This window comes from Stenotrophomonas sp. SKA14 (assembly GCF_000158575.1).
Lineage (GTDB): Bacteria > Pseudomonadota > Gammaproteobacteria > Xanthomonadales > Xanthomonadaceae > Stenotrophomonas > Stenotrophomonas forensis.
The window spans coordinates 4,850,704-4,874,718 of sequence record NZ_DS999412.1; the positions used below are offsets into that span (position 1 = coordinate 4,850,704).

24 protein-coding genes are annotated in these 24,015 nt (G+C 68.2%); 11 read left to right on the top strand and 13 right to left on the bottom strand.

The features are described 5' to 3' along the window. The first annotated feature begins 107 nt into the window (after positions 1–107). Entirely contained in the window at positions 108–371 is a 264-nt protein-coding gene (locus SSKA14_RS22190; protein WP_005407925.1) for a hypothetical protein, read from the top strand. Positions 372–448: 77 nt separating this feature from the next. Here SSKA14_RS22190 and SSKA14_RS22195 read toward each other — a convergent pair whose 3' ends face one another. Next, positions 449–742 carry a DUF3247 family protein gene (locus SSKA14_RS22195; RefSeq protein WP_008266427.1) on the bottom strand — a complete coding sequence of 98 codons (294 nt, stop codon included), beginning with the start codon at positions 740–742 and terminating at the stop codon, positions 449–451. A 43-nt stretch (positions 743–785) separates the two neighbouring features. Continuing rightward, entirely contained in the window at positions 786–2,771 is a 1,986-nt protein-coding gene (locus SSKA14_RS22200) for an ATP-binding protein (RefSeq protein WP_008268656.1), read from the bottom strand. Between the two features lie 247 nt (positions 2,772–3,018). Between SSKA14_RS22200 and SSKA14_RS22205 the strand changes: the two genes are divergently transcribed. Further along, positions 3,019–3,585 (top strand): DUF3016 domain-containing protein, encoded by a 567-nt coding sequence (locus SSKA14_RS22205; protein WP_008264508.1) that lies wholly within the window; start codon positions 3,019–3,021, stop codon positions 3,583–3,585. 128 nt (positions 3,586–3,713) lie between these two features. Here SSKA14_RS22205 and alr read toward each other — a convergent pair whose 3' ends face one another. Both alr and SSKA14_RS22215 read right to left on the bottom strand, forming a co-directional pair. After that, positions 3,714–4,784, bottom strand: coding sequence for an alanine racemase (gene alr, locus SSKA14_RS22210; RefSeq protein WP_008267887.1), 1,071 nt, complete (start codon positions 4,782–4,784; stop codon positions 3,714–3,716). Beyond that, on the bottom strand, positions 4,763–6,067 hold the full coding sequence (locus SSKA14_RS22215) for a D-amino acid dehydrogenase (protein WP_008267290.1): 1,305 nt from the start codon (positions 6,065–6,067) through the stop codon (positions 4,763–4,765). Before SSKA14_RS22215 ends, alr begins: the two co-directional genes overlap by 22 nt. Positions 6,068–6,216: 149 nt before the next feature. Here SSKA14_RS22215 and SSKA14_RS22220 point away from each other — a divergent pair, with 149 nt between their 5' ends. Beyond that, positions 6,217–6,696 (top strand): winged helix-turn-helix transcriptional regulator, encoded by a 480-nt coding sequence (locus SSKA14_RS22220; RefSeq protein ID WP_005407919.1) that lies wholly within the window; start codon positions 6,217–6,219, stop codon positions 6,694–6,696. Between the two features lie 55 nt (positions 6,697–6,751). Here the strand turns inward: SSKA14_RS22220 and SSKA14_RS22225 are convergent, their stop codons facing one another. Continuing rightward, positions 6,752–6,934 (bottom strand): hypothetical protein, encoded by a 183-nt coding sequence (locus tag SSKA14_RS22225; RefSeq protein WP_008264479.1) that lies wholly within the window; start codon positions 6,932–6,934, stop codon positions 6,752–6,754. 106 nt (positions 6,935–7,040) lie between these two features. Then, the gene (locus SSKA14_RS22230; protein WP_008265044.1) at positions 7,041–7,412 is read right to left on the bottom strand and encodes a hypothetical protein; all 372 of its coding nucleotides are present in this window, start codon (positions 7,410–7,412) and stop codon (positions 7,041–7,043) included. A gap of 139 nt (positions 7,413–7,551) precedes the next feature. Between SSKA14_RS22230 and msrB the strand changes: the two genes are divergently transcribed. The 5 genes from msrB to SSKA14_RS22255 all read left to right on the top strand — a co-directional run bounded on the left by msrB (position 7,552) and on the right by SSKA14_RS22255 (position 10,838). After that, a complete protein-coding gene (msrB, locus tag SSKA14_RS22235) occupies positions 7,552–8,019 on the top strand; it encodes a peptide-methionine (R)-S-oxide reductase MsrB (RefSeq protein ID WP_004153995.1) in 468 nt (155 codons plus the stop codon). 91 nt (positions 8,020–8,110) lie between these two features. Then, on the top strand, positions 8,111–8,965 hold the full coding sequence (gene motA, locus SSKA14_RS22240) for a flagellar motor stator protein MotA (protein WP_008264562.1): 855 nt from the start codon (positions 8,111–8,113) through the stop codon (positions 8,963–8,965). A 3-nt stretch (positions 8,966–8,968) separates the two neighbouring features. Then, positions 8,969–9,931 carry a flagellar motor protein MotB gene (gene motB, locus SSKA14_RS22245; RefSeq protein WP_008268627.1) on the top strand — a complete coding sequence of 321 codons (963 nt, stop codon included), beginning with the start codon at positions 8,969–8,971 and terminating at the stop codon, positions 9,929–9,931. A 129-nt stretch (positions 9,932–10,060) separates the two neighbouring features. Continuing rightward, positions 10,061–10,549, top strand: coding sequence for a hypothetical protein (locus SSKA14_RS22250; protein WP_008264953.1), 489 nt, complete (start codon positions 10,061–10,063; stop codon positions 10,547–10,549). Between the two features lie 13 nt (positions 10,550–10,562). Next, the gene (locus SSKA14_RS22255) at positions 10,563–10,838 is read left to right on the top strand and encodes a DUF4031 domain-containing protein (RefSeq protein WP_004153991.1); all 276 of its coding nucleotides are present in this window, start codon (positions 10,563–10,565) and stop codon (positions 10,836–10,838) included. Positions 10,839–11,011: 173 nt separating this feature from the next. Here the strand turns inward: SSKA14_RS22255 and SSKA14_RS22260 are convergent, their stop codons facing one another. Then, positions 11,012–11,554 (bottom strand): hypothetical protein, encoded by a 543-nt coding sequence (locus tag SSKA14_RS22260; protein WP_008266256.1) that lies wholly within the window; start codon positions 11,552–11,554, stop codon positions 11,012–11,014. A gap of 90 nt (positions 11,555–11,644) precedes the next feature. Here SSKA14_RS22260 and SSKA14_RS22265 point away from each other — a divergent pair, with 90 nt between their 5' ends. Further along, positions 11,645–11,893, top strand: coding sequence for a DUF3297 family protein (locus SSKA14_RS22265; RefSeq protein ID WP_012509930.1), 249 nt, complete (start codon positions 11,645–11,647; stop codon positions 11,891–11,893). Positions 11,894–11,941: 48 nt separating this feature from the next. Here SSKA14_RS22265 and SSKA14_RS22270 read toward each other — a convergent pair whose 3' ends face one another. The 3 genes from SSKA14_RS22270 to SSKA14_RS22280 all read right to left on the bottom strand — a co-directional run bounded on the left by SSKA14_RS22270 (position 11,942) and on the right by SSKA14_RS22280 (position 14,939). Beyond that, positions 11,942–13,591 (bottom strand): Na+/H+ antiporter, encoded by a 1,650-nt coding sequence (locus tag SSKA14_RS22270; protein WP_008267158.1) that lies wholly within the window; start codon positions 13,589–13,591, stop codon positions 11,942–11,944. A 117-nt stretch (positions 13,592–13,708) separates the two neighbouring features. Beyond that, positions 13,709–14,497, bottom strand: coding sequence for a class III extradiol ring-cleavage dioxygenase (locus SSKA14_RS22275; protein ID WP_008264660.1), 789 nt, complete (start codon positions 14,495–14,497; stop codon positions 13,709–13,711). Between the two features lie 31 nt (positions 14,498–14,528). Continuing rightward, entirely contained in the window at positions 14,529–14,939 is a 411-nt protein-coding gene (locus SSKA14_RS22280; RefSeq protein WP_008266638.1) for a DoxX family protein, read from the bottom strand. A 96-nt stretch (positions 14,940–15,035) separates the two neighbouring features. Between SSKA14_RS22280 and SSKA14_RS22285 the strand changes: the two genes are divergently transcribed. Next, positions 15,036–15,917, top strand: a complete 882-nt coding sequence (locus SSKA14_RS22285) for a LysR family transcriptional regulator (protein ID WP_008264458.1) — start codon at positions 15,036–15,038, stop codon at positions 15,915–15,917. Between the two features lie 94 nt (positions 15,918–16,011). Here SSKA14_RS22285 and SSKA14_RS22290 read toward each other — a convergent pair whose 3' ends face one another. After that, complete coding sequence (locus tag SSKA14_RS22290; protein ID WP_040009038.1) at positions 16,012–19,074, bottom strand: EAL domain-containing protein; 3,063 nt, start codon at positions 19,072–19,074, stop codon at positions 16,012–16,014. 176 nt (positions 19,075–19,250) lie between these two features. On the opposite strand from SSKA14_RS22290, the gene SSKA14_RS22295 reads away from it, so the two are divergent. Continuing rightward, positions 19,251–21,362, top strand: coding sequence for a M13 family metallopeptidase (locus SSKA14_RS22295; RefSeq protein ID WP_008265406.1), 2,112 nt, complete (start codon positions 19,251–19,253; stop codon positions 21,360–21,362). A 133-nt stretch (positions 21,363–21,495) separates the two neighbouring features. On the opposite strand, the gene SSKA14_RS22300 is transcribed toward SSKA14_RS22295, so the two are convergent. Together SSKA14_RS22300 and SSKA14_RS22305 are read right to left on the bottom strand one after the other, a co-directional pair. Next, complete coding sequence (locus SSKA14_RS22300) at positions 21,496–22,668, bottom strand: MFS transporter (protein ID WP_008268072.1); 1,173 nt, start codon at positions 22,666–22,668, stop codon at positions 21,496–21,498. Continuing rightward, positions 22,665–23,882 carry an MFS transporter gene (locus SSKA14_RS22305; RefSeq protein WP_008265135.1) on the bottom strand — a complete coding sequence of 406 codons (1,218 nt, stop codon included), beginning with the start codon at positions 23,880–23,882 and terminating at the stop codon, positions 22,665–22,667. The genes SSKA14_RS22300 and SSKA14_RS22305 overlap by 4 nt, the downstream gene beginning before the upstream one ends. Positions 23,883–24,015: the final 133 nt, after the last annotated feature.

Here is a 24,015-nt window from a genome sequence, read left to right on the forward strand (position 1 = left end):
GTCCGGCCCCGGCGGGCCACTTTGCGAAACCCGAACGGGGCCTTGATGTGCCAGCAACATTGAAACGTTCAGGGTAGAGGCTCCCCCGCAAACCCAGGAGAACCTGCATGCGAGCCTTGTTCGTCGGTGGCGTGGTCGACAACAGTGAAATGGACCTGGAAGGCAGCCATCCGCCCGTGCACTACCCCGAGGACACCGGCGGCGGCCACTCGCGCTACCGGCTGCACCAGGTCGGCCATGGCGCCGACGGCAGCGTGGCCTATGCGGTGTACGGCGCGCCCGACCTGGCCGATGACGAGGTGGCCCGGGTGGCGGAGGAACGCGCCTATGCGCGCCGGTTCGAGGCGACGCCGACGCTGTTCGAGCATTGACATCCGTGTAGCCGTGTAGCGCCCGAGCCCATGCTCAGGCGCAGTAGCGCCGAGCGAGGGCTCGGCGCTACATCGGATCAGGGTGCCCTGGGTGGCAGACGGTCGATGCTGGCGATCTCATCCAGCCAGACGTGGTGCTGCTGCACCGGCGTGTCGTAGTCATCCAGGCGCAGCTGGCCATTGCTGCCTTCATCGCCAGCATCGTTGCGGTACTGCTGGAGCGTGGGTTTCACCGCCACGGTACCCAGCAGGCGGCGACCGTCATGCAGGGTCAGCTGCACCTGCGTTTCACCTTCCAGCTGTGGCAACAGGGCTTCCAGGCGCGCGATCTGCGCCGGATCGGTATGGATGCGGGGAGCTATGCGGGACATCGGCGACCTCCTGCATGCAGGGTCGCCGATCGGCCGTGAATGCTCAGTGCAGCGCGCTGTCTGCGCGCGGCACCTGCACCTTGCGCACGGCAGCCACCAGCTGCGCCACCGAGTACGGCTTGGCCACGTGTTCCTGGAAGCCTGACGCCAGGGCGCGGCGGCGGTCATCGGCGCGCGCCAGCGCGGTCACCGCCACCGCCGGCAGGGTCGCCGCATCCACGCCCATGTCCTCGCGCAGCGTGCGCACCAAGCCATAACCATCCATGCCCGGCATGCCGATGTCGGTCAGCATCACGTGGAACTGCAGGTGGCCGGTGTCGGCCAGCAGCGCCAGCGCCTCGCCGGCCGAGCTGGCCGCAGCGACACTGGCGCCCTGCTCTTCCAGCATGCGCCGCAGGTACTCCAGCACTTCCGGCTGGTCTTCCACCGCCAGCACGTGCATGCCGCGCAGCGGATACGGCTCGACGATCACCGGCTCCAGGATCGGCCCGCTGATCACTTCGCGCAGTGGACGGCGCTCGGCATCGGGAATGTGCTGCGGCAGCCGCACGGTGAAGGTGGCGCCGTGGCCGTGGCCTTCGCTGGCGGCGGTCACGGTGCCGCCATGCAGTTCGACCAGCTGCTGCACGATCGCCAGGCCCAGGCCCAGGCCACCGTGACGGCGCGTGGTGGTGCCATCGGCCTGGCGGAAACGGCTGAACAGGTGATGGAGGAACTCAGGCGCAATGCCGTCGCCGGTGTCATGCACGGTGATCACCCAGTGGTTGCCGTCGGCCTGCAGCTGCAGGTCGATGCGGCCTTCGGCCGGGGTGAACTTGATGGCATTGGAGAGCAGGTTCCACAGCACCTGCTGCAGGCGGGTGGCATCGCCCAGCACCAGGCTGGGCTGCTCGGGCAGCTGCAGGTGAACGTCCAGCGCCTTGCCTTCGGCCACCAGTTCCTGCGCGCCGATGGCTTCGCCGAGCAGCAGATTGAGGTCCAGCACTTCCACTTCCAGCTGCACCTTGCCCAGCAGCATGCTGCTGAGGTCGAGCATGTCCGAGATCAGCCGCTTCTGCGCGCCGGCGCTGTTGGCGATCACGTTCAGGCCCTTGTACAGCGGGCTGGTGTTGTCCACGCGCTGCAGCAACAGCTCGCTCCAGCCCAGGATGGTGGTCAGCGGCGTACGCAGCTCGTGCGACAGCGTGGCCAGGAATTCGTCCTTCAGCCGCGCCATGTTTTCCGCGGCACTGCGCGCGGCGCGTTCGGACTGCAGCAGTTCCTCGCGGGCCAGCTCGATCTCGCGGCGCTCGGTCACGTCCGGGCTGCTACCGGCCAGGCCGATGAAACGGCCCATCCGCGAGAAACGCGGCCGGGCGTTCATCTCCAGCCAGCGCCACTGGCCATCGGCGCGGCGCGCACGTACCAGGGCATGCATGGAACGCTGCGCCTTCAGCGCCTCCTGCAGTTCGTACTCGAACACCGAGGCGTCATCCGGATGAACCAGGCCGCGCCACACGTCTTCCGGCACGCGCGTCTCGTCACCACCGAAGAACTCGCTGAAGGCACTGTTGACGAAGCGGGCGTGGCCGCGCTCGTCCAGCACCCACACCGGCATCGGCAGGCCATCGGCCAGCGCGCTGAAACGGGCTTCGCTCTCGCCCAGTTCCACTTCCATCTGCTTGCGCGCGGTGATGTCGAAGAACAGGATGCCGACCTTGTCTTCGCCGGGACGACCCACGCGCACGGCGTCGACCGCGAACGAGCGCCCCAGCGCACGCGCTTCCATCTCGAACTGCGCCGGGCGGCCACTGCGGGCAACCTCGCCATAGATGCGGAACCAGTCCTCTTCGTGGTTCGGCTCCAGCAGGCTCATGCGCTGGCCGCGTACATCCTTCAGCCCGGTATGGCGCTCGAAGGCGTCGTTGACCTCGATGAAGCGATAGTCGACCGCACGATCGCCCTCGAACAGCACCTGGATCACACAGAAACCGGCGTTGATGCGCTCAAGCACGCCATGATGCAGGTCGGGTTCGGGCGCCGGCACCATCAACGGTGGGCGCTCCACTAGGGGCGGCAGTGTGGACAAGGGCGTCTGGACGGGCCGGATTGGAGACACAGCATCTTCCAGAGAGCGTATTCACAGCGTCAAGCGCCGTCAGTCAGGGTTGACGACGATGAATTGGCGGCAACCGCTCTTGCGCATGACGTAATCGGCCGTTGCGATGACCCGGGACCAGGATCACACTCGATCCATAGACAGAACCGTCCCCATCGATGGGGCGCAGGAGACCGTCATGAACCGCACATTGGCCACCGCCCTGCTGCTGGCAGGCGCCCTCATGGCCGGCGCCGCGAACGCCGCGCCGCGTACCGTCACCGATCCGCAGGCCCCACGCGCGCTGCAGGCCGATGGCCCGGTCAGCGTGAAGTGGGACGATCCGGCCGGTTTCACCGAAATCCGCCGCAGCACCAACCGCTTCGAAGCCGAACGTGGCGACTGGGTGCAGCAGCTGGCCCGCTACGTGCAGACCACGGCGGCCAAGCCGCTGCAGTCCGGGCAGACCCTGGACGTGACCCTGGTCGACATCAAGCGTGCTGGCGACTATGAGCCCTGGCACGGCCCGCGCGGCAGCGACATCCGGATCATGCGCGACATCTATCCGCCGCGGATCACCCTGCAGTACACGCTGAAGGACGCCAGCGGCCGCATCGTCGATGAGGGCGAAGCCAAGCTGAGCGACAGCGGCTACCTGCACAACCTGGGGCTGAGGAGCGAAAGCGATCCGCTGCGTTACGAGAAGCGCCTGATCGATGATTGGGTGAAGCGTCAGCTGACCAGCCAGGCGACCGCAGCGCGGTAATTCCGCGCCGCGCTCGGCTCTGGCAGGTGTCGACCTTGGTCGACACGCATTCACGGCGCCGACCAAGGTCGGCGGCTACCAGAGCCGTGGACGCATCCAGGGAGTGCCGGCCGCTGGCCGGCAGCACCTCAGTCCTGATATACGCGCGCCACGCGCTTGACCGCACACGGCAGCTGATAGGCACTTACGCCACAGCGCGGTGCCAGTTCGGACAACGTCGGCGCGGTACCCCACAGCTCCACGACACTACCGATTCCTGCCTGCGGATGTGCGGTCAGGTCCACGGTCAACATGTCCATCGACACGCGCCCGATCAGGCCACCGGGCTGGCCGTCGATCAGCACCGGAGTGCCGTTCGGGGCGAACTGCGGATACCCGTCGGCGTAACCCAGCGCGACCACACCCACGCGGGTGCGCGACTTCGCCACGAAGCGGGCGCCATAGCCCACCGGCTCGCCGGCCTCGATCCAGCGCTCGGCGATCACCTTCGACTGCATGGTCATCACCGGGCGCAGGCGCTCGGTCAGTGCCGTGTTGTCCGGCAGCGGGTTGGCGCCGTACAGCATCAGGCCCGGGCGCACCCAGTCGCTGCGCACATCCGGCCAGCCCAGCAGCGCCGGCGAATTGCACACGCTGGTCTCGCCGGACAGGCCGTCGATGGCGCGGGCGAAGGTCGCCGCCTGCTCATGGGTGCGCTCGCTGTCCAGCTCGTCGGCACGCGCCAGATGGGTCATCAGCACGATGCGCTCGACCTGCGGCAGCGCCGACAGGCGTGCATGCGCGGCGCGGAAGCTGTCCACGTCCAGGCCGAGGCGATGCATGCCGCTGTCCAGCTTCAGCCACACCGTCAGCGGGCGCGGGCTGTCGAAGGCAGCCAGTGCCTCCAGCTGCCACGATGAGCCCACCGCGAACCAGAAATCGTGCTCGGCCACCAACGCCATGTCGCTGGGCTCGAAGATCCCTTCCAGCAGCAGGATCGGCGCGCGGATGCCGGACTGGCGCAGTTCCAGCGCCTCTTCGATGGTGGCCACGCCGAAACCGTCGGCCTCGCCTTCCAGCGCCTGTGCACAGCGCACCGCACCGTGGCCGTAGGCATCGGCCTTGATGATCGCCAGGGCCTTGCCACCGCCCAGTTCACGGGCGAGCCGGTAGTTGCTGCGCAGGGCGCCCAGATCGATCAGCGCGCGGGCAGGACGCATGTGCGGTTCTCATGTTGCGGCGCGTGACCGTACTGGCCGTAGCGGAAAATATCCAGGCCTTCGGTGCTGATCTGCGGCTGGCGCGCGCTCATCAGGTCGGCCAGGTAACGGCCCGAGCCACAGGCCATGGTCCAGCCCAGGGTGCCGTGGCCGGTATTGAGGTACAGGTTGCGGAACGGCGTGGCGCCGATCACCGGCGTACCGTCCGGCGTGGCCGGGCGCAGGCCGGTCCAGAACTGCGCGCGCGACAGGTCGCCGCCCTTCGGGTACAGGTCGCTGACCACCAGCTCCAGGGTCTCGCGACGGCGCTGCGACAACGACAGGTCGAAGCCGGCCACTTCGGCCATGCCACCGACACGGATACGGTCGTCGAAACGGGTTACCGCCACCTTGTAGCTCTCATCAAGGATGGTCGAGGTGGGCGCCATCGCCGGATCGGTGATCGGCAGGGTCAGCGAGTAGCCCTTCAGCGGGTACACCGGCAGGCGCATGCCCAGCGGCGCGACCAGCGCGGGCGAGTAGCTGCCCAGCGCGACCACGAAGCGGTCGGCGGTTTCCAGCGTGCCGCCGATGCGCACGCCGCTGATGCGGTCGCCATCGAACTCCAGGCCGGTGATGTCCTGGTCGAAACGGAACTCGACGCCGGCATCCACGCACATCTGCGCCAGGCGGCGGGTGAACAGCTGACAGTCGCCGGTCTGGTCACGCGGCAGGCGCAGCGCGCCGACCAGGCCATCGACATGGGCCAGGGCCGGTTCGGCCTGGATGATGCCGGCGCGGTCCAGCACTTCGTACGGCACGCCGTACTGGGCCAGGATCTCGATGTCCTGCGCCGAGGCGTCCAGCTGCTGCTGGGTGCGGAACAGCTGGGTGGTGCCCAGGTCACGCCCCTCGAACTCGATGCCGATCTGCGCGCGCAGCTCGTTCAGGCAGTCGCGGCTGTACTCGGACATGCGCACCATGCGCGCCTTGTTGATCGCGTAGCGCTCATGGGTGCAGTTGCGCAGCATCTGCCACAGCCAGCGGTACTGGGCCAGGTCCATGCCCGGCTTGATCGCCAGCGGCGCGTGCTTCTCGAACAGCCAGCCGATCGCCTTCTTCGGCACGCCCGGGGCCGCCCATGGCGAGGTGTAGCCGAACGACAGCTGCCCGGCATTGGCGAAGCTGGTTTCCAGCGCCGGACCGGGTTGGCGGTCGATGACCGTGACTTCAAACCCGGCCTGTCGCAGGTACCAGGCACTGGTGGTGCCGATCACGCCGCTGCCGAGAACTAGGACTCGCATGGGACTTCTCCAACCCGATCATTCCCTGCACTGGAGCGCGCCGGGACCACAATTGGGGAAGTATAGACAGCCGATACCAGTTGATTTGCCTGATTTGAAATCAACCGGCAGGATGTTCTCCTGCAATTCATTCCCCAAGGTTGACGGCCATGGCCACCCGTACCCGCGAACTGGACAAGATCGACCGCAAGATCCTGCGCATCCTGCAGGCCGAGGGCCGCATCTCCTTCACCGAACTGGGTGAGCGGGTCGGCCTGTCGACCACCCCGTGCACCGAGCGCGTGCGCCGGCTCGAGCGCGAGGGGGTGATCACCGGCTACCACGCCCACCTCGACCCGGCGGCGGTGAAAGCCAGCCTGCTGGTGTTCGTAGAGATCAGCCTGGCCTACAAGTCCGGCGACATCTTCGAGGAGTTCCGGCGCGCGGCGCTGAAGCTGCCCAACGTGCTGGAGTGCCACCTGGTGTCGGGCGACTTCGACTACCTGCTGAAGGCGCGCATCAGCGAGATGGCCTCCTATCGCAAGCTGCTCGGCAGCACGTTGCTGACCCTGCCGCATGTGCGCGAATCGAAGAGCTACATCGTGATGGAGGAAGTAAAGGAGACGCTGAGCCTGCCGATTCCGGACTGAGGGCTCAACGCGGTTGGGGCCAGAGCCCGCAGTGCGGGATCCGACCCCGGGCCCGTCAGCGCTGCTGAGGGTGCTTCTGCGAGCGCTGCTCCTGCTGCTTGCCGCCCTTGTGCGGCTGCTGCTGATCCATCTGCTGCTGTTGCTGCTGCTGTTGCTGCGGGTTGCGGCCCTGCGGTTCCTTGCCGGGATGACGGTTCTGCTGGTTTTTCATGATCGCGATCCAATGGACGAAGGACATGCGACGACGGGATGCCGGCGCACCGCCAAAGTGGTCCCGCAACGGTTAATCGCAGGCGAAAAAGCAGTGATCCGCACGCGGTTGTTTTCGTGCGTTCAGGCCGGCGCTAGCGGATCTGCTGGCCATCGCCCTGCGGCACGCTGTCGTAATAGCGGCCGGTGCGCGAATCGAACACGCGGTTGGGACCGGCCGGGCGCACGCCGGGGACGATGCGGCCGTTGCGGTCGTACACCTTGTCGGCCGGCTTCGGCGCCGGTGCCGGGGCAACCTGGGCCGGGCCGGTGGACCGGATCGGCTGCGCCGGCTGCGGCGAGGGCAGAACCTGCGGTTGTGGGCGCGCGGCCTGTGGCGGCGGCACTACGGGCGCGGGTGCCACGGTGGTGGTGCTGCGGGTGGCGGTGGGATCGGCAGTGGGCACCTGGGCCAGCGCCAGCGCAGGCAGCAGGGCGAGCAGCAGCAGGGGAAGGGTCGTTTTCATGGCACGCTCCGGCGTGGATCGTGTTCACCTTGCGCCTGCCCCTGTGTGCCGCCCATGAACGGCCATCACACTTGCAAGGCCGTGCCGCCACCCCCACTTCTGCGGGCATCCCCAGGCCATCGACCCACGGAGAGCCGGCATGACTGCCTTCGACCTGACGCCCCCCACCGCCACCCAGACCGAGGCGCTGATTGCCGGCCTCAGCAGCGAGGAGCGCCGCGTGCTGCTGCAGCACGGCACCGAGGCACCGTTCTGCGGGGTGTTCCTCGACAACAAGCGCGAGGGCGTCTACTGCTGCCGGCTGTGCGCGCTGCCGCTGTTCCGCTCCAGCACCAAGTTCGATTCCGGCACCGGCTGGCCCAGCTTCTTTGCGCCGTTCGACCCGGCGCATGTGCGCGAAATCCGCGATACCAGCCACGGCATGGTCCGCACCGAGATCACCTGCGCCCGCTGTGGCAGCCATCTGGGCCATGTATTCCCGGACGGCCCGCCGCCCACCTACGAACGCCACTGCCTGAACTCGGTCTCACTTTCGTTCACAGGGAATGGCGAGCCATGGCCTGATCCGCTGCGGCGTGGCGGTGCGGAGGCCGGTGTGGCGGGCTGAAACACCCCGCCGACCGATTTCACAGAATTCCCTCTTCAGAAAACCAGATGATGGGCCGACAAGGAGATATCCCCGCTCCTTGCGTCGCGCCATGCTCATCATCGTTGGATTCCTGGTCGTCATCATCAGCGTGCTGGGCGGCTACCTCGGCGCACACGGTCGGCTGGGGGCGCTGTGGCAACCCTACGAACTGGTCATCATCGGCGGTGCCGCACTGGGTGCGTTCCTGGTCGGCACCCCGGCCAAGACGGTCAAGCAGACCCTGCAGGCCATGGTTGGCGTGTTCAAGGGCCCGCGTTACAAGCAGCAGGACTACATCGATGTGCTCAGCCTGCTGTACGAACTGCTCAACAAGGCGCGCCGCGAAGGCTTCATGGCGCTGGAAGACCATGTCGAGCGCCCGGCCGAGAGCGCACTGTTCGGCAACTACCCCAAGGTGCAGGCCGATCACCACCTGATCGACTTCATCACCGACTGCCTGCGCCTGATGATCGGCAGCAACATCGAGCCGCACGAGCTGGAGCCACTGCTGGAACTGGAGCTGGAAAAGCACCATGCCGAGGCCATGGCACCGTCGCAGGTGCTGACCAAGGTCGCCGACGGATTGCCCGGATTCGGCATCGTGGCGGCGGTGCTGGGCATCGTCATCACCATGGGCTCGATCGGCGGCGACATCGTCGAGGTCGGCGGCCACGTGGCCGGCGCACTGGTCGGCACCTTCCTCGGCATCCTGCTGGGCTACGGCTTCGTCGGCCCGATGGCCGCGGCAATGGAAGCCCGCGCCGAACAGGACAGCCGCATCTACGAATCGGTGAAGACCGCCCTGCTGGCCTGCCTGCGTGGCTACAACCCGAAGATCGCGCTGGAATTCGCCCGCAAGACGCTGCCGTCGAACGTGCGCCCGGCCTTCTCCGATTTCGAGCAGCACCTGAAGACGGTCAAGTAAGCCATGGCCGAGACCAAGCCCACCGTCATCGTCCGCCGGGTCAAGAAGGCCGGCCACGCCGCCCACCACGGCGGCTCGTGGAAGGTCGCCTATGCCGACTTCGTGACCGCGATGATGGCCTTCTTCCTGGTGCTGTGGCTGATGGCCAGCACCAGCAAGCCCGAGCGCGCGGCCATTTCCGAATACTTCCGCAACCCCAGCCCGCTGAGCGGCAAGAGCGCCACCCCCGCCCCCGGCATGGCCGGCCCGGGCGGCGCCAGCACCTCGATGATCAAGCTGGGCGGTGCCACCGACGTTTCCCGCGGCAACAGCAACGATCCCTTCCAGAACCAGAAGGAAGCAGTGCCGCAGCCGCTGGACCAGCAGCAGCGCGACAAGCAGCAGCTGGAGCAGCTGATGAAGGAACTGCAGGAAGCGATCAGCAAGAGCCAGGCGCTGGAGCCATTCAAGGACCAGCTGCTGCTGGACCTGACCCCGGAAGGCCTGCGCATCCAGATCGTGGACAAGCAGAACCGGCCGATGTTCGACCTCGGCAGCGCCACGCTGAAGCCGTACACGCAGCAGATCCTGCACGAGCTGGCCGAGTACCTGAACCACGTGCCGAACCGGATCAGCCTGACCGGGCATACCGACATCACCGCCTATTCGGCCGCCCGCGGCTACGGCAACTGGGAACTGAGCGCCGACCGCGCCAACGCCGCGCGGCGCGCGCTGATCGATGGTGGCCTGGAGGACAGCAAGATCACCCGCGTGGTCGGCCTGTCTTCGTCGGTGCTGTTCGACAAGGCCGACCCGCAGAACCCGATCAACCGCCGCATCAGCATCGTGGTGATGACCCAGGCCGCCGAAGCCGCCGCGCTGGCCGGGGCCGGCCCGCAGGTGGGGCTGTCGGCGCCCAGCGCCGACCCGGACGTGCAGGCCGCGCAGAGGCCGGCAGAACAATCTGTGCAGGGGCAAGCAGAATAAACTGTGGGTGCGGACCTTGGTCCGCACATCGGGCACAAAGCGTGCGGACCAAGGTCCGCACCCACCAGGGGCATCACCCGGCGCACCCGCTACAATGGCGGTCTTTCCGTATCCAGGTGACCCCACCTCATGTCCCAGAACTCCAAGGCCAAGCGCGACAAGCGCAAGAAGCAGCAGGGCAAGCGCCCGTTCCTCCGTCTGAACGCCCAGCAGCAGGTGCAGAACCACGCCGTGCTGACCAGCGAAGACGGCCAGGTGGTCGCCGCCATCGGCCTGCAGGGCCGCGAGTGGCTGCTGGCCATCGGCGGCCAGACCATGGGCAACGCCGAGAACCCGGTGCCGATGCTGGCCATGCTCAAGCACCTGGCCAACGTGCAGGAGAAGGAAGGCCGCAAGGTCAGCCTGGAATACTCCGAGCTGCTGCAGAAGCTGCTGGACACCCTGGCCGAAGAGTCCGGCCAGACCGCTGACGAGTACCTGGACAAGCTGGTCGCCGAGTTCGAAGGCGTCGAAGCCGCCGAGAGCAAGGAAGACGCAGCCGCCGAGGGCGACGTGGCCGAAGAAGCCGCCGCCGAAGCGACCCCGGCCGCTGACAGCGACAGCAAGCCGCAGGCCTGAACCGGCCGCGGCGGTGACGGTCTACGTCGATGACGCGGTGCATCCCTGGCGCGGACAGCGCTGGGCGCACCTGATGGCCGACACCCTGGCCGAGCTGCACGCGATGGCGGCGCAGCTCGGCATTCCGCCGCGGGCCTTCCAGAACAAGGCCAGCGGCGCGCACTACGATGTAACTGCCGAGCTGCGTGCGCAGGCGATCGCGCTCGGTGCACGGGCCATTTCCCGGCACGCCGACCGCGAGCTGGTCAAGGCCGTGATCGCCAACGCAAGGGCGCAGTACCGGCCGTAGGCAGCCGTTGGTGGCTACCGCTTGCCGTGCTGGGTGGGGCTACCACTTGCTGTGGTGGGTGCGGCTACCACTTGCTGTGGTGGGTGCGGACCTTGGTCCGCACATCAGGCACAGGGCATGCCGACCAAGGTTGGCATCCATCCATAGGCGGGCTCCGCACCCACCTGTCCCGCTCAGAACGGGTCGCTGCCCAGGCGGATTTCCACGTTCAGCAGCGAGCACAGCGCCAGCATCGCGTCATCGTCGCGGGTCAGCGCCATCACGCCGGTGAAGCCATCGCTGCCGGCATCCACGCTCCACAGCGTGTAGTTGTGCTCGCGCAGGCGGTCGAAGGCGGTGGACATCAGCTGCACGCCGTCCAGGCCTTCGGCGAAGTCCTCGTCGTCCAGGTCTCCGCCCCAGTCCAGCTGCAGGTTGAAGCGCGCCGACAGCTCGTTCACCGCCGACTGCAGCGCTTCCAGATCGTCGCGCTCGACCTCGAAGCCGGACTGCCAGGCGATGGCGGTGAACAGCGCCGGCAGCCAGTCGCTGTCCGCTTCCAGCGGCTGGCCGTCCTCGGCCAGGTGCTCGCGCCAGCGGTTGAACTGCTGCAGCGCCAGCTCCTCATCGCCCGGGTTGATCAGCACCAGCAGGTTCCAGACCCGCGCCTCGAAGCCCTCCTCGTCGAAGTCGTGGATGTCTTCCTCGAAGTCGAAATAGTCGCTGTTGTCGGGCATGGCGGAACTTCCTCTGGGGCAGGCCGGCATTCTACGGTTTATCCTGTGCCGCTGAAGCCGGCCGTGGTGGCCGTCACTGTGAATGAAGCGATGAGCGATACCCCTCCCGACCACCTGGCGATCAATCCGGCCAGCCCCTTCCATGATGCGCAGGCGCTGGAGCGCGGCGTCGGCGTGCGTTTCAACGACGTCGAGCGCGACAACGTCGAGGAATACTCGGTCAGCGAAGGCTGGATCCGCGTGCAGGCCGGCAAGGCCCGCGACCGCCGCGGCAACCCGATGACCATCAAGGTCAAGGGCAAGGTCGAGGCGTATTTCCTGGAAACGAAGCCGGAATAAGGCTGAAAGGTGTGCGGACCAAGGTCCGCACCCACCCGAGGTACACGGTCATTCGCGCTTGCGTGATTCCAGCAGGTCCAGGTTGCGGATCAGGCGCCGCGAGATTTCGTCGGAGATCACCCCGCGCCGGGTCAGCCGGAACAGTTCCTCGCGCTCGGCATTGAGGCCGGCGCTGCGCAGCTGGCGATAGCCCTGTTCCATGCGGCGCACCTTGTCCGGGTCCACGTCGGGGCCGTCACTGTCCTTTTCCAGGTGCCGCTGGTACAGCAGGCTCACCCGTGAAGCGGCATCGTTGTACAGCTGCACGTTCTCGGTGTTCTGGTTCATCACCATCTGCTGGCGCATGCGTTCGACCCCGGCCAGCGCCGCTTTCGACGACAGCCGGCGTGCCAGATCCTCTTCCTTGCGTTCGCCCGAATCGGCCGGCAGCTGCAGGCCCTTCAACAGCTGGGGCAGCGCGATGCTGGCGCCCAGCAGCGAGAACAGGATCACCGACGCGGCCAGGAAGATCACCAGGTCGCGGGCCGGGAACGCGCTGCCATCGGGCAGGAACAGCGGCAGGGTCAGCACACCGGCCAGGGTGATCGCACCGCGCACGCCGGCCACCGAGGTCGCGACCACGATGCGCCAGTTCGGCGCCTCGCCCCGCTCCAGGCCGCGGCGCCGTGCGCGCAGCAGGTTCCAGCGCAGCGACAGCCACACCCACAGCAGGCGCAGCACGACCAGGGCCAGGTTGATCACTACCACGTACACCAGCAGCCACCACGCGCTCTGGTGGCCGCTCTCGTTCATGGTGGTGGTGGCGCGTTCGACGATGCCCGGCAGCTGCTCGCCCAGCAGCACGAACATGATGCCGTTGAAGCTGAACTGCAGCATGTTCCAGACCCCGGCACGCTGCACGCGCATGCTGCCGGAGACGCGGCCGGTCAGCTCCACGTAGCTCATCGCGATACCGGCGGCGACCGCGGCGAGGATGCCCGACGCATGGATCTCTTCGGCCAGCAGATAGGCGGCGAAGGGGATCAGCAGGTTGACCAGCATCGCCGCGCCCGGCTCTTCGCCGAACCGGCGCCACAGCCAGCGCTGGAAGGTCGATACGCCCAGGGTGACCGCCACGCCCACTGCCAGGCCGGCCACCGCCACCCACACGAAGGTCAGCGAGGCGGTGGCCAGCGAGAAGGTGCCGGTCATCACCGCCGCCACCGCGAAGCGGAAGCAGACCAGGCCGGACGCATCGTTGAGCAGCGACTCGCCTTCCAGGATGTGCATCAGGCGCTTGGGAATCGGCGCCTTGGAGGCGATCGCGCCGACCGCCACCGGATCGGTGGGCGACACGATCGCCGCCAGCGCGAAGCACACCGCCAGCGGCATCACCGGGATCAGCCAGTGGATCAGGAACCCGGCGCCGATGACGGTGAACACCACCAGGCCGAACGCCAGTTCCAAGATGGCGCCCTTGTCGCGGAACAGGCCCTGCTTGGGAATGCGCCAGCCATCGAGGAACAGCAGCGGCGGCAGGAACAGCAGGAAGAACACTTCCGGCTCCAGCGCGTGGCCGCGGTTGAACACCCCGGCGATTACCGCGCCCAGGCCGATCTGCACCAGTGGCAGCGGCAACGAGAACGGCAGGACGCGAACCAGGTAGCCGCTGGCGACAACGGCCACCAGCATCGCCAGGACGACTTCAATGGTATGCATGCTTCTTCCAGGAAGCGGCGCGCGGGGAGGCTCGGGAGCCAGCGCCGGAAACCCGGGAAAAACTACCACACGCCGCCGCGGCCGCGACCAACGGCGGCGCCGCGCGTCAGCCCCGGCTCATGCCCCGTCGAAGCGGTACAGGTCCATGGCCAGGAAACCGGCATCGATACCGGCATCGATGCGCTGGGCACCGAAGCCGCCCTCGCCTGCCGCGCCCATCGCGAAGAACAGCGGCAACAGGTGCTCGTCGGTCGGGTGCGCGCGTTCGGCGAACGGCGCCTGCCGGCGGTAATCGAACAGGGCCTGGCGATCATCGGCGGCCAGGCGCTGCTCGACCCACTCGATGAAGGGCCGCACGTACGGCGCTTCCTTGCCGTCCTGGTAGTCGCCCCAGTCGTGCAGGTTGTGGGTGATGCTGCCCGAGCCGACCAGCAGCACGCCCTGCTCGCGCAGCGGCGCCAGCGCGCGGCCCAGCGCGAACTGGTGCTCGGGACCGAGCAGCGGCTGGATCGACACCGGCACCACCGGGATGTCGGCCTGCGGGCGCAGCAAGCGCAGTGGCACCCACGCGCCGTGATCGAGGCCGCGCTGCGGGTCGAGGGCCACCGGCAGGCCGGCGGCGGCGATGCGGCCGGCCACCTCTTCGGCCAGCGCCGGATCACCCGGCGCCGGGTACTGCAGTTCAAACAACGCGCGCGGGAAGCCACCGAAGTCGTGGATCGTAGGCGGCTGCGGATGCGCGCCGACCAGAGGCTGCCGGCCCAGCCAGTGCGCCGAGGCCATCACGATGGCGCGCGGCGTCGGCAGGTCCTGCGCCAGCTCGGCCAGGCGCACGCCGACCTGGCCCGGATGCAGGGCGGTCATCGGCGAACCATGCGAGATGTACAACGAAGGCAGGCGGGACATGGAATTCTCCAGTTGCAGGGTCAGGCGGCGATCAGCGCGAACGCAGGGTCCACTTGCCGTCGCCGACCAGGAACAGCACCACCAGCGCCAGCGCCCAGAACGCCGGGTATTCCCAGCCACCGCCGGCATTGGCGAAACCGAAGCCGTTGGCGCCATGCACGGTGACGATGGTGCCCAGCAGCAGCGGCACGCCGACCAGGCCGACCCAGCGCGCGTAGATGCCCAGCAGCAGCGCGGCGGTGATCACCAGTTCGACGCCGATGGTGAGGTAACCGAGCACACCGGGCAGGCCCAGCGACTCGAAGAACGCCGCCGTACCGGCCGGGGTGAACACCAGCAGCTTGGTCAATGCGTGGACCAGGAACAGCACGCCCAGGGCCAGGCGCAGCAGGGTGGCACCGTACGGGGCCAGCGGCGGAACGGGAGCGGTGGAGGTGTGCATGGCAAAGCACCTTGAAGGGAGTGGACACAGGTTATTGCGCCCTCACGGGCCGATAAATACGATCGTTTGACCGTATTTATTTCAAAAGGCGCAACAATGGACACCCTCGAGGCGATGCGCGTGTTCGTGGCGGTGGTCGAGCGCAACGGCTTCAGCGCCGCCGCGCAGGCGCTGGACCTGTCCACGGCCGGGGTTACCCGCCAGGTCGCCGCGCTGGAAAAACGCCTGTCTACCCGCCTGCTCCACCGCACCACGCGCCGGGTCAGCCCGACCAGTGCCGGTGCGGCCTACTACGCCCAGTGCGTGCGCCTGCTGGCCGAGTTCGATGCACTGGAGGCCAGCATCGGTGCGCAGGCGCTTGAGCCCTCCGGCACGCTGCGCATCAACGCACCGGTCAGCTGGGGCATCGCCCGCCTCGGCCCCTTGTTGGCGAGCTACCGTGAGCGCTTCCCGCAGGTGGAGCTGGACCTGGCCCTGTCCGACCGGCTGGTGGACATGGTCGAGGAAGGCTACGACGTGGCCATCCGCATCACCCGCGAGCCCAGCCCGGCGCTGATCGCGCGCCGCCTGGGCCAATCGCGGGTGAGCCTGTGTGCCGCGCCGTCCTACCTGGCCGCGCGGGGCACGCCGCAGACGCCGCAGGAGCTGCCGGCACACGCGTGCCTGAGCTACAGCTACTGGGCCGCTGGCGATCACTGGCCGCTGCAGGGGCCCGGCGGTGAAGTGAAGGTGGCGGTGAGCAGCCTGCTGCACGCCAACAACGGCGATGTGCTGCGCGAAGCGGCGATCGCCGGCATGGGCGTGATCCTGCAGCCGGATTTCCTGCTGGAAGACGCGCTGGCCAATGGCCGCCTGGTGCGCGTGCTGCCGGAGTGGGAGGCCTCGCCGATCGGCATTTTCGCGGTCTACACCAGCCGCAGCCACCTGGCACCGAAGGTACGCAGCTTCATCGACCACCTGGTGGAGGCCGGGGTGTAGCCGAGCCTGCGTTTGCCGGTAGTGCCGGCCGCTGGCCGGCAATCAGACACATCCCGGTCCTGGGCGAATGCCGGCCAGCGGCCGGCACTACCACTTAGGCGGCAACTTCATCCAGCGCGTCGATGATCTGCTCCAGCGGCGCCGGCCGCCCCAGCAGGTAGCCCTGCACCTGGTCGCAGCCGTGTGCGGCCAGCCAGTCCAGCTGCCCCGGCGTCTCCACGCCTTCGGCAATGATGGTCAGCCCCATGCTGTGGCCCAGTGACAGCAGTGCGCGGCAGATCGACGCGTTGCGCGGGTTGGTTTCCACGTCCGCAACGAAGCTGCGGTCGATCTTCAGGATGTCCAGCGGCAGGTGCTGCAGGTAGGACATGCTGGAGTAACCCGTACCGAAGTCATCCAGCGAGACGCTGATGCCCTGCTCGTGCAGGCGCTGCATGGTCTGCATCGCCTGCGCCGGCTTGCGCATCAGGCTGCTCTCGGTCAGCTCCACGTGCAGCGCGCCGCGGGCCAGCCCGAACTCCTGCTGGGCGCGGGTGAACTCGGCCACCAGGTCACTGTTGAAGAACTGCACGGCCGAGACATTCACCGCGATCGGCAACTCGCCCCAGCCGGCCTCGACCAGCCGGCGCTGCGCCTTCGCCGCCGCGCGGATCACCCAGCGTCCCAGCGCCAGGATCAGCCCGGTCTCCTCGCACAGCTGGATGAACTCGTTGGGCGGAATGAAGCTGCCATCGGCCTGCGGCCAGCGCAGCAGGGCCTCCAGCGCAACAGGGCTGCCATCGCCGGCATGCCGGATCGGCTGGAAGTACAGCTGGAATTCGTTGTCGATGGCGGCATGGATGCGCCCGGCCAGGCGCAGGCGGTCGGCCAGCCGCGTGGTCACCGCCGCATCGAACCACACCACCACGTTGCCTTCCGCACGCGCTGCGTGGGCGGCCTGCGCGGCCATGCCGATGACCTGCTCGGCGGAGTGGCCGTCACCCGGCACATGCACCGCCACGCCGATGCGTGGCTCGAACTGGTGCAGCGAATCCTTGCCCCGCATCGGCGCCGACACGATCTGCAGCAGATCATCCAGCACGCGCTGGGTATCGTGGCCGGTACCGATGGCGAACACGAAGTCCTCCGCCGGCTGGAACGCCAGCGTGCCGCAGCGCGCGCCCAGCCCACCGAGGCGGGTCGCCATCGACTGCAGCACCGCATCGCCGATCTCGCGCCCCAGCGTATCGGCCACCAGCTGCAGGCCGCGCAGCTGCACGAAGGCGATGGTGTAGCCCTCCTGCTGCTCGTCCAGCTGCTCGGTCAACGCACGCACGTTGAGCAGGCCGGTGGCCGGGTTGTGCCGCGCCTGGTAAGCCAGGTCGCGCTCATAGGCCAGCCGTTCACTGACATCCTCGGCCAGCACCAGGCACGCCGGCTGGCCATCGAAATCGAGCTTGGACAGGTGCGCGCGCACTTCGAACACACTGCCGTCCTTGCGCCGGTGCAGGCGCACGGTGGCGTCCTGCAGTTCGCCCACGCGGGCCTTGGCGATCGCCCCCTTCACCTCGTCCCAGCCTTCGCGCGGGCGGATGTCGAGGATGCTCATCGCCAGGAATTCCTCGCGGCTGTAGCCGTACTGGCGCACCGCGGCGTCGTTGACCTCGATGAAGCGCAGCGTGTCCGGGTCGAACACCCAGAACGGCGCCGGGTTGCGGTCGAACAACAGGCGGAAGCGGCGTTCCACTTCGCTCATCTGCTCGCGCGCCTGGTAGCGCTCGCTCAGGTCGGTCAGCGCACCGATCATGCGCCGCTCGCTATCGTCCACTTCCACCCGCTGCCCGCGCGCGCCGACCCAGCGCACCTCGCCACCGGGCAGTACCAGGCGGAACACCTGGTCGAGCACGGCGCCACCGGCGAACGCCTGGTCGAAGGCCTGCTGCAGGCGCGCGGCATCATCGCGATGCACGCGCGCGAAGAAGTCGGCGACCGGCAGGGCATCGGTCTGCACGCCGAAGATCTCGCGCGCCAGCGGTGACCAGCGCAGCAGTGCGGCGTCCTCGTCCACGTACCAGGTGCAGACGCGCCCGACCTGGTGGGCCAGGCGCAGTTCGGCATGGCCGGCCTTCAGTTCCTCGGCCATCGATTGCTGGCGGCGGGTGGTGCGACGCACCGCGTACAGCAGCACCAGCAGCACCGCGATGTAGGCCAGCACGATGGCGATCGACGCCTGCAGGTAGGGCCACCATGGCGCCAGTACGTCTTCGTCGGCCAATCCAATCTGCACCGCCAGCGGGCTGCGGTCGAGCGTGCTGATGGTGGTGATGCGCGGCACGCCATCGACCGCGCCGGGCAGGCTGCCCAGTTCGACCACGGCCTGGGTACCGAGCAGGTCGCGGCGCGGCAGGGTGTAGCGACGCCCCACCGTGCCATGCGGATCCGGTACGCGGGCCAGCATGTAGCCCTCGGCATCGCTGATCGAGACCAGGCCATTGGGGCCGACATCCAGGCCACCGGCAATGCGTTGCAGTTCGGCACAGCGCAGCCGCGCCAACAACCAGCGATCACCGGCCATCGGCAGTGCCAGCGGCACCACCCAGCTGCCATCGCCGGCCCGCAACGGCGGCCCGATGTACAGCGCACTGCCCTGCCCGCGTCGCTGCGGGTCGGTCCACAGCGGCAGCTGCAGGTCGCCCTGGCCGGCGGTCAGTGCTCGGCCGTAACTGTCGAGCACCACGATGCTGTGCAGTTCGGCATGGCGCCTCAGCACGCCGCCGATGGCAGCGTCCAGCAACGCCGGTGCCTGCACCGGCACGCTGCGGAACAGCTCGACGGCATCGGCAGCGATGCCCGACATCGCCCGCTCCAGGTTGCGCAGCTCCAGCGCCAGCAGGCGTTCACTGCCCACCGCCAGCGCGCGGCTCTGGCGCTGCGCGGCCTCCAGCCGGCGCTGGTGGTCGTTGACCAGCATGGCGGCCAGGCCCGCCACCAGCAGTACCCCCAGCAGCACGCCGCCCCAGGTAATGGCGCGCAGCGGCCGGGCCAACGCCCGCTTCAGCGCCGGCATCGGTCGATCTTCCTTGTGCAGTCGGCTGGCTTCATGCGCGAACGAATCCTCCACGTCCCCGACCTCAACGGCCGGCGGACGCCATTCTTGACGCCTGACCCGACCCCGCATGGCCACCTCCCCGTGACCACGCAGGGCTCCCGGGACCAGCATGCACCACCCCGGTGACGGCGTGAAGATCGCTTCGGCGCGTTCAGCCAGATCCTGCACAGGACAAGCGGCACAACGGGTCGGCCAGGCGGGCCCGGGCGGATTAGACTTGGAGTTTTCCGCTGCAAGAGAACTCCATGTCCAAGCTGCGCCGCCCCACCCTGGCACTGGCCATCATGGCCAGCCTGTCCCTGGCCGCCTGCGACCGCCCGGCCGATCCGGCCGCCGGCACCGCTGCGCCGGCCGATGCCGCGCCTGCCGCGGCCAAGCCGATGCTGGGCAGCTTCGGCTTCGATGCCAGCGGCATGGACCGCAGCATCGCCGCCGGCGACGATTTCTTCGGCTTCGCCAACGGCACCTGGGTGAAGAACACCGAGATTCCGGCCGACCGTTCGCGCTTCGGCAGCTTCAATGTGATCGCCGAGAAGACCCTGGCCGACACCCGCGCCATTCTCGAAGGCGCGGCCGGCAACGCCCAGGCCAGCGGCGATGACAAGCTGATCGGCGATTACTACGCCGCCTACATGGACGAGGCCGGCATCGAGCAGCACGGCATCGCGCCGGTGCAGCCGCAGCTGAAGGCCATCGATGCGATCGCCGACAAGGCCGGGCTGGCGCGCGCGCTGGGCGGCGACATGCGCGCCGACGTCGACCTGCTCAACGCCACCAACTTCTATACCGACCGCCTGTTCGGCCTGTGGGTGTCGGTGGACATGCTGCAGCCGGACCGCACCGCCCCCTATCTGGTGCAGGGCGGCCTGGGCATGCCCGACCGTGACTTCTACCTGGGCGGCGGCCGCATGGCCGAGCTGCGCAAGCAGTACCAGGCCTACATCGCGCAGATGCTGCAGCTGGCCGGCGCCGCCGACCCGGCCGGCAAGGCGCAGCGTATCCTCGCGCTGGAGACCAAGATCGCGCAGGCGCATGCCACCCAGGAAGAAACCAACGACGTGACCAAGGGCGCCAACCCCTGGACCCAGGCCGACTTCAACGCCAAGGCCCCGGGCATGGACTGGAACGCCTTCCTCGATGCGGCTGCACTCGGCAACCAGCAGGACTTCATCGTGTGGCAGCCCAAGGCCGTCGCCGGCCTGTCAAAGCTGGTGGCCACCGAACCGCTGGACGCCTGGAAGGACTACCTCGCCTTCCACGCGCTTGACCGCGCCGCCGCCTATCTGCCGAAGAAGTTCGCCGACGCCCGTTTCGCCTTCCATGGCACCGCGCTGAGCGGCACGCCGCAGCAGAGCGACCGCTGGAAGCGTGCCGTGGATGACGCCAACCATGCGGTCGGCGAAGCCATCGGCAAGCGTTACGTCGAAAAGCACTTCGACGCCAAAACCAAGGAACGTGCGGACGAGATGGCGAAGAACATCATCGCCGCCTTCGCCAAGCGCATCGATGCACTGTCGTGGATGTCGCCGCAGACCAAGGCACACGCCAAGGCCAAGGTTGCCGGCCTGACCGTGGGCATGGGCTATCCGGAAAAGTGGCGCGACTACACCGGGCTGGAGATCCGCCGCGATGACGCGCTGGGCAATGCACAGCGCGCCGAGCTGTTCGAGTACCAGCGCAACATCGCCAAGCTGGGCAAGGCGGTCGACCACAGCGAGTGGGCGATGCTGCCGCAGACCATCAACGCGATGAACGTGCCGCTGGAAAACCGCCTGGTGTTCCCGGCCGCCATCCTGCAGCCGCCGTTCTTCGACGGAGCCGCCGACGACGCCGTGAACTACGGTGCGATCGGTGCGGTGATCGGCCACGAGATCAGCCATGGCTTCGACAACGCCGGCGCGCTGTTCGATGAAACCGGCAAGCTGCACAACTGGTGGACCGCCGAAGACCTGAAGCAGTTCAATGCCGCCGGTGACGCGCTGGCCGCGCAGTTCAGCAGCTACGAGCCGTTCCCGGGCGTGCACGTGAACGGCAAGCTGACCCTGGGCGAGAACATCGCCGACGTGGCCGGCCTGGGTACCGCCTACGACGCTTACCAGCTGTCGCTGCAGGGCAAGCCGGGCCAGACCCTGGAAGGCTTCACCCCGGACCAGCGCTTCTTCCTCGGCTTCGCCCAGGCGTGGCGCAGCAAGAGCCGCGAACAGGCGCTGCGCAATTCGCTGCTGACCGACGTGCATGCACCGGGCCAGTTCCGCGCACTGACTGTGCGCAACATCGACGCCTGGTACCCGGCGTTCGAAGTGAAGGAAGGCCAGAAGCTGTACCTGGCCCCGGACAAGCGGGTCAAGGTGTGGTGATGTAACTGGAACGGGCGCCGCAGGGCGCCCGTTTCATTTTCCGGGTAGCGGCCCCCCTGGTCGGCACATACCCGGCTCTGGTGGGTGCCGACCTTGGTCGGCACGGGGGTGGGAATCCACGCATGGCGTGGACCTACCGACGCGTTGTGGCAATCACCAGCGTGGCGACCATGGCAAGTCCGGCCGCAGCCCACAGATTCGCATGCAAGCCCACGCCATCGAGCAGCCAGCCACCGCCCCACGCCCCCAGCGCGATGCCGATGTTGAACACACCCACGCACAGCGCGGTAGCAATTTCAACCGCCTGCGGCACTGCTTTCATCATCCAGCCCATCAGGCCGACCGACACACCGCCGTAGGCCAGCCCCCACAGCAGCAGCACCGCGATGCCTCCGGCCGGCGTGCCGCCCATCCACAGCAGCAGCAGCGGCGTCAGCAGCAGGCCGGTTGCGATCGCCAGCAATGCGCCACGCGGATGACGTGCGGCCAGTGGCCCGGCAACGAAGTTGCCGACGATGCCGGCCAGGCCATAGGCAAACAGCAGCCCGCCGATCCACGACGCATCCACACCCGATACGGCCGTCAACAACGGACGCACGTAGGTGAAGGCGATGAAGTGCCCGGCCACCAGCAGCACGGTCATCCAGAGGCCCTGGCGCAGGCCGCGATGGCCGAGCTGCTGCACGAACTGCTTCGGCCGCACCGAGGTGGCAACCGGCAGCGCGGGGACCACCCGCAGCTGCAGCAGCATCACCGCCGCACTGAACAGCGCCATCGCCGCAAACGCACAACGCCAGCCCAGCGCGTCGCCGATCAGTGCACCGAGCGGCACGCCCAGCACCGACGCCGCGGCCACGCCGCCGAAGATGATCGAGGTGGCCAGGCCGATGCGGTGCGTGGGTACCAGGCGTGCAGCCAGGCCGCCGGCGATGGCCCAGATACCGCCCATGCAGAACCCCACCAGCACGCGCGCGGCCAGCAACCAGCCGATGCTGGGCGCCAGCGCGGAGGCGATGTTGGCCACTGTCAGCAGGCCGAGCAGCGCACACAGGATGCGGCGACGATCGATGCCACCGGCAGCGATCACCACCAGCGGTGCGAACAGCGCTGCCAGCAGGGCCGGCAGCGAGATCATCAGGCCGGCGGTACCGGTGGACGCGCCGAGCGCCTCGGCGATCGGGGTCAACAGGCCGACCGGCAGCATCTCGGTGGTGACTACCGAGAACGTAGCCAGTCCGACCGCAGAGACGGCCCACCACGGATGGCGGACACGGGGCGCGGCATGCACGGGCGAAGCAGCACTCACGGGATGATTCCTTCAGCGCAGAGAGAGGGAACAGGCCTGCGCAGCGCACGCCAGGCAAGCAGCGCGACCAGCAGCATCGCGCCGCCCGCCACCAGCGCGACCACGAAGCCGCTGCGCGCGCCACCGGCATCGACGCTGTACCCGGACAGCGCCGCGCCCAGCGCAACGCCGATGTTCAAGCCGGCCAGCAGCCAGGTCATGCCTTCGGTAAGCCGCGATGCGGGCACGCGCTGTTCGACCAGCGACATCGCCACGATCATGGTGGGCGCGAAGAACAGTCCGGCCAGCAGCACCGCCGCCGCCAGCGTCGGCAGCGTGCCGGCCCAGGGCAGCGGCAGCGTGGTCAGCGCGGTCGCCGCCGCACCCAGCAGCAACAGGCGCGGCATCGGCACCTGCAGCTTCAGCGCACCGAACAGCAGGCCGGCGGCGCAGCTGCCCAGGGCATAGGCCGAGAGCACCGCGCTCGCTGCCAGCGGCTGCCCACGCTGCTCTGCGAACGCCACGCTGGTGATGTCGACGGTGCCGACGATCACGCCCATTGCCAGCATCAGCAACGCCAGCAGGCGGATCTCCGCCTGCCGCAGCAGCGAGCGCGAAGGCAACGCGGCTTCTTCGCGGGATTGCAGCGGCGGCTCGGTGCCTCGTTGCAGCACCAGCGCAGCCACGCCCACCAGCAGCAGCAGGGCCGCCGCCAGTACCCCGGCCTGCGGCCACACCGCCACCGACAGCCCCACCGACAGCGGTGGCCCGGCGATGAAGGTGACCTCGTCGAACACTGTCTCCAGCGAGTACGCGGTCTGCAATGCCGGGCGGCCGCGATGGATCGCGGTCCAGCGCGCGCGCACCATCGCCGACACGCTGGGCATGCAGCCAGCCAGCATCGCCGCGCCGAACAGCATGGCGTCCGGCACCGCCATCACGGTGCAGGCCAGCAGCAACAGCAGGCCGGTCGCACTGGCCGCGGCGGCCCACGGCAGCACCCGTGCCTGGCCGTACCGGTCGACCCAGCGCGACACCTGCGGCGACAGCAACGCGTAGGTCAGCACGAAGGTGGCCGACACCGCGCCGGCCAGCGCATAGCTGCCGCGCAGCTGCGACAGCAGGGTGATGATGCCGATGCCGGTCATCGGCAGCGGCAGGCGGGCCAGCAACCCGGCCAGGGCAAGCCCGGCCGTGCCGGGCGCAGCGAACAGGTCGCGATAAGGGGTGGCCATCAGGATCTCCAGAGCGGCGGCTTGCCTGGCGCGCGGGGCGCCACGACAATACATACAGGGCGTATGAATAAAAGACTACATTCATACGCACCGTATGTAAATAATCATGCACTGCGTATGTAAGGAGCTCTGG

Coding starts and splice junctions, on each gene's coding strand:
- SSKA14_RS22190 (WP_005407925.1), top strand. CDS start 108: ATGCGAGCCTTGTTCGTCGGTGGCGTGGTCGACAACAGTGAAATGGAC.
- SSKA14_RS22195 (WP_008266427.1), bottom strand. CDS start 742: ATGTCCCGCATAGCTCCCCGCATCCATACCGATCCGGCGCAGATCGCG.
- SSKA14_RS22200 (WP_008268656.1), bottom strand. CDS start 2,771: ATGGTGCCGGCGCCCGAACCCGACCTGCATCATGGCGTGCTTGAGCGC.
- SSKA14_RS22205 (WP_008264508.1), top strand. CDS start 3,019: ATGAACCGCACATTGGCCACCGCCCTGCTGCTGGCAGGCGCCCTCATG.
- alr (WP_008267887.1), bottom strand. CDS start 4,784: ATGCGTCCTGCCCGCGCGCTGATCGATCTGGGCGCCCTGCGCAGCAAC.
- SSKA14_RS22215 (WP_008267290.1), bottom strand. CDS start 6,067: ATGCGAGTCCTAGTTCTCGGCAGCGGCGTGATCGGCACCACCAGTGCC.
- SSKA14_RS22220 (WP_005407919.1), top strand. CDS start 6,217: ATGGCCACCCGTACCCGCGAACTGGACAAGATCGACCGCAAGATCCTG.
- SSKA14_RS22225 (WP_008264479.1), bottom strand. CDS start 6,934: ATGTCCTTCGTCCATTGGATCGCGATCATGAAAAACCAGCAGAACCGT.
- SSKA14_RS22230 (WP_008265044.1), bottom strand. CDS start 7,412: ATGAAAACGACCCTTCCCCTGCTGCTGCTCGCCCTGCTGCCTGCGCTG.
- msrB (WP_004153995.1), top strand. CDS start 7,552: ATGACTGCCTTCGACCTGACGCCCCCCACCGCCACCCAGACCGAGGCG.
- motA (WP_008264562.1), top strand. CDS start 8,111: ATGCTCATCATCGTTGGATTCCTGGTCGTCATCATCAGCGTGCTGGGC.
- motB (WP_008268627.1), top strand. CDS start 8,969: ATGGCCGAGACCAAGCCCACCGTCATCGTCCGCCGGGTCAAGAAGGCC.
- SSKA14_RS22250 (WP_008264953.1), top strand. CDS start 10,061: ATGTCCCAGAACTCCAAGGCCAAGCGCGACAAGCGCAAGAAGCAGCAG.
- SSKA14_RS22260 (WP_008266256.1), bottom strand. CDS start 11,554: ATGCCCGACAACAGCGACTATTTCGACTTCGAGGAAGACATCCACGAC.
- SSKA14_RS22265 (WP_012509930.1), top strand. CDS start 11,645: ATGAGCGATACCCCTCCCGACCACCTGGCGATCAATCCGGCCAGCCCC.
- SSKA14_RS22270 (WP_008267158.1), bottom strand. CDS start 13,591: ATGCATACCATTGAAGTCGTCCTGGCGATGCTGGTGGCCGTTGTCGCC.
- SSKA14_RS22275 (WP_008264660.1), bottom strand. CDS start 14,497: ATGTCCCGCCTGCCTTCGTTGTACATCTCGCATGGTTCGCCGATGACC.
- SSKA14_RS22280 (WP_008266638.1), bottom strand. CDS start 14,939: ATGCACACCTCCACCGCTCCCGTTCCGCCGCTGGCCCCGTACGGTGCC.
- SSKA14_RS22285 (WP_008264458.1), top strand. CDS start 15,036: ATGGACACCCTCGAGGCGATGCGCGTGTTCGTGGCGGTGGTCGAGCGC.
- SSKA14_RS22290 (WP_040009038.1), bottom strand. CDS start 19,074: ATGCGGGGTCGGGTCAGGCGTCAAGAATGGCGTCCGCCGGCCGTTGAG.
- SSKA14_RS22295 (WP_008265406.1), top strand. CDS start 19,251: ATGTCCAAGCTGCGCCGCCCCACCCTGGCACTGGCCATCATGGCCAGC.
- SSKA14_RS22305 (WP_008265135.1), bottom strand. CDS start 23,882: ATGGCCACCCCTTATCGCGACCTGTTCGCTGCGCCCGGCACGGCCGGG.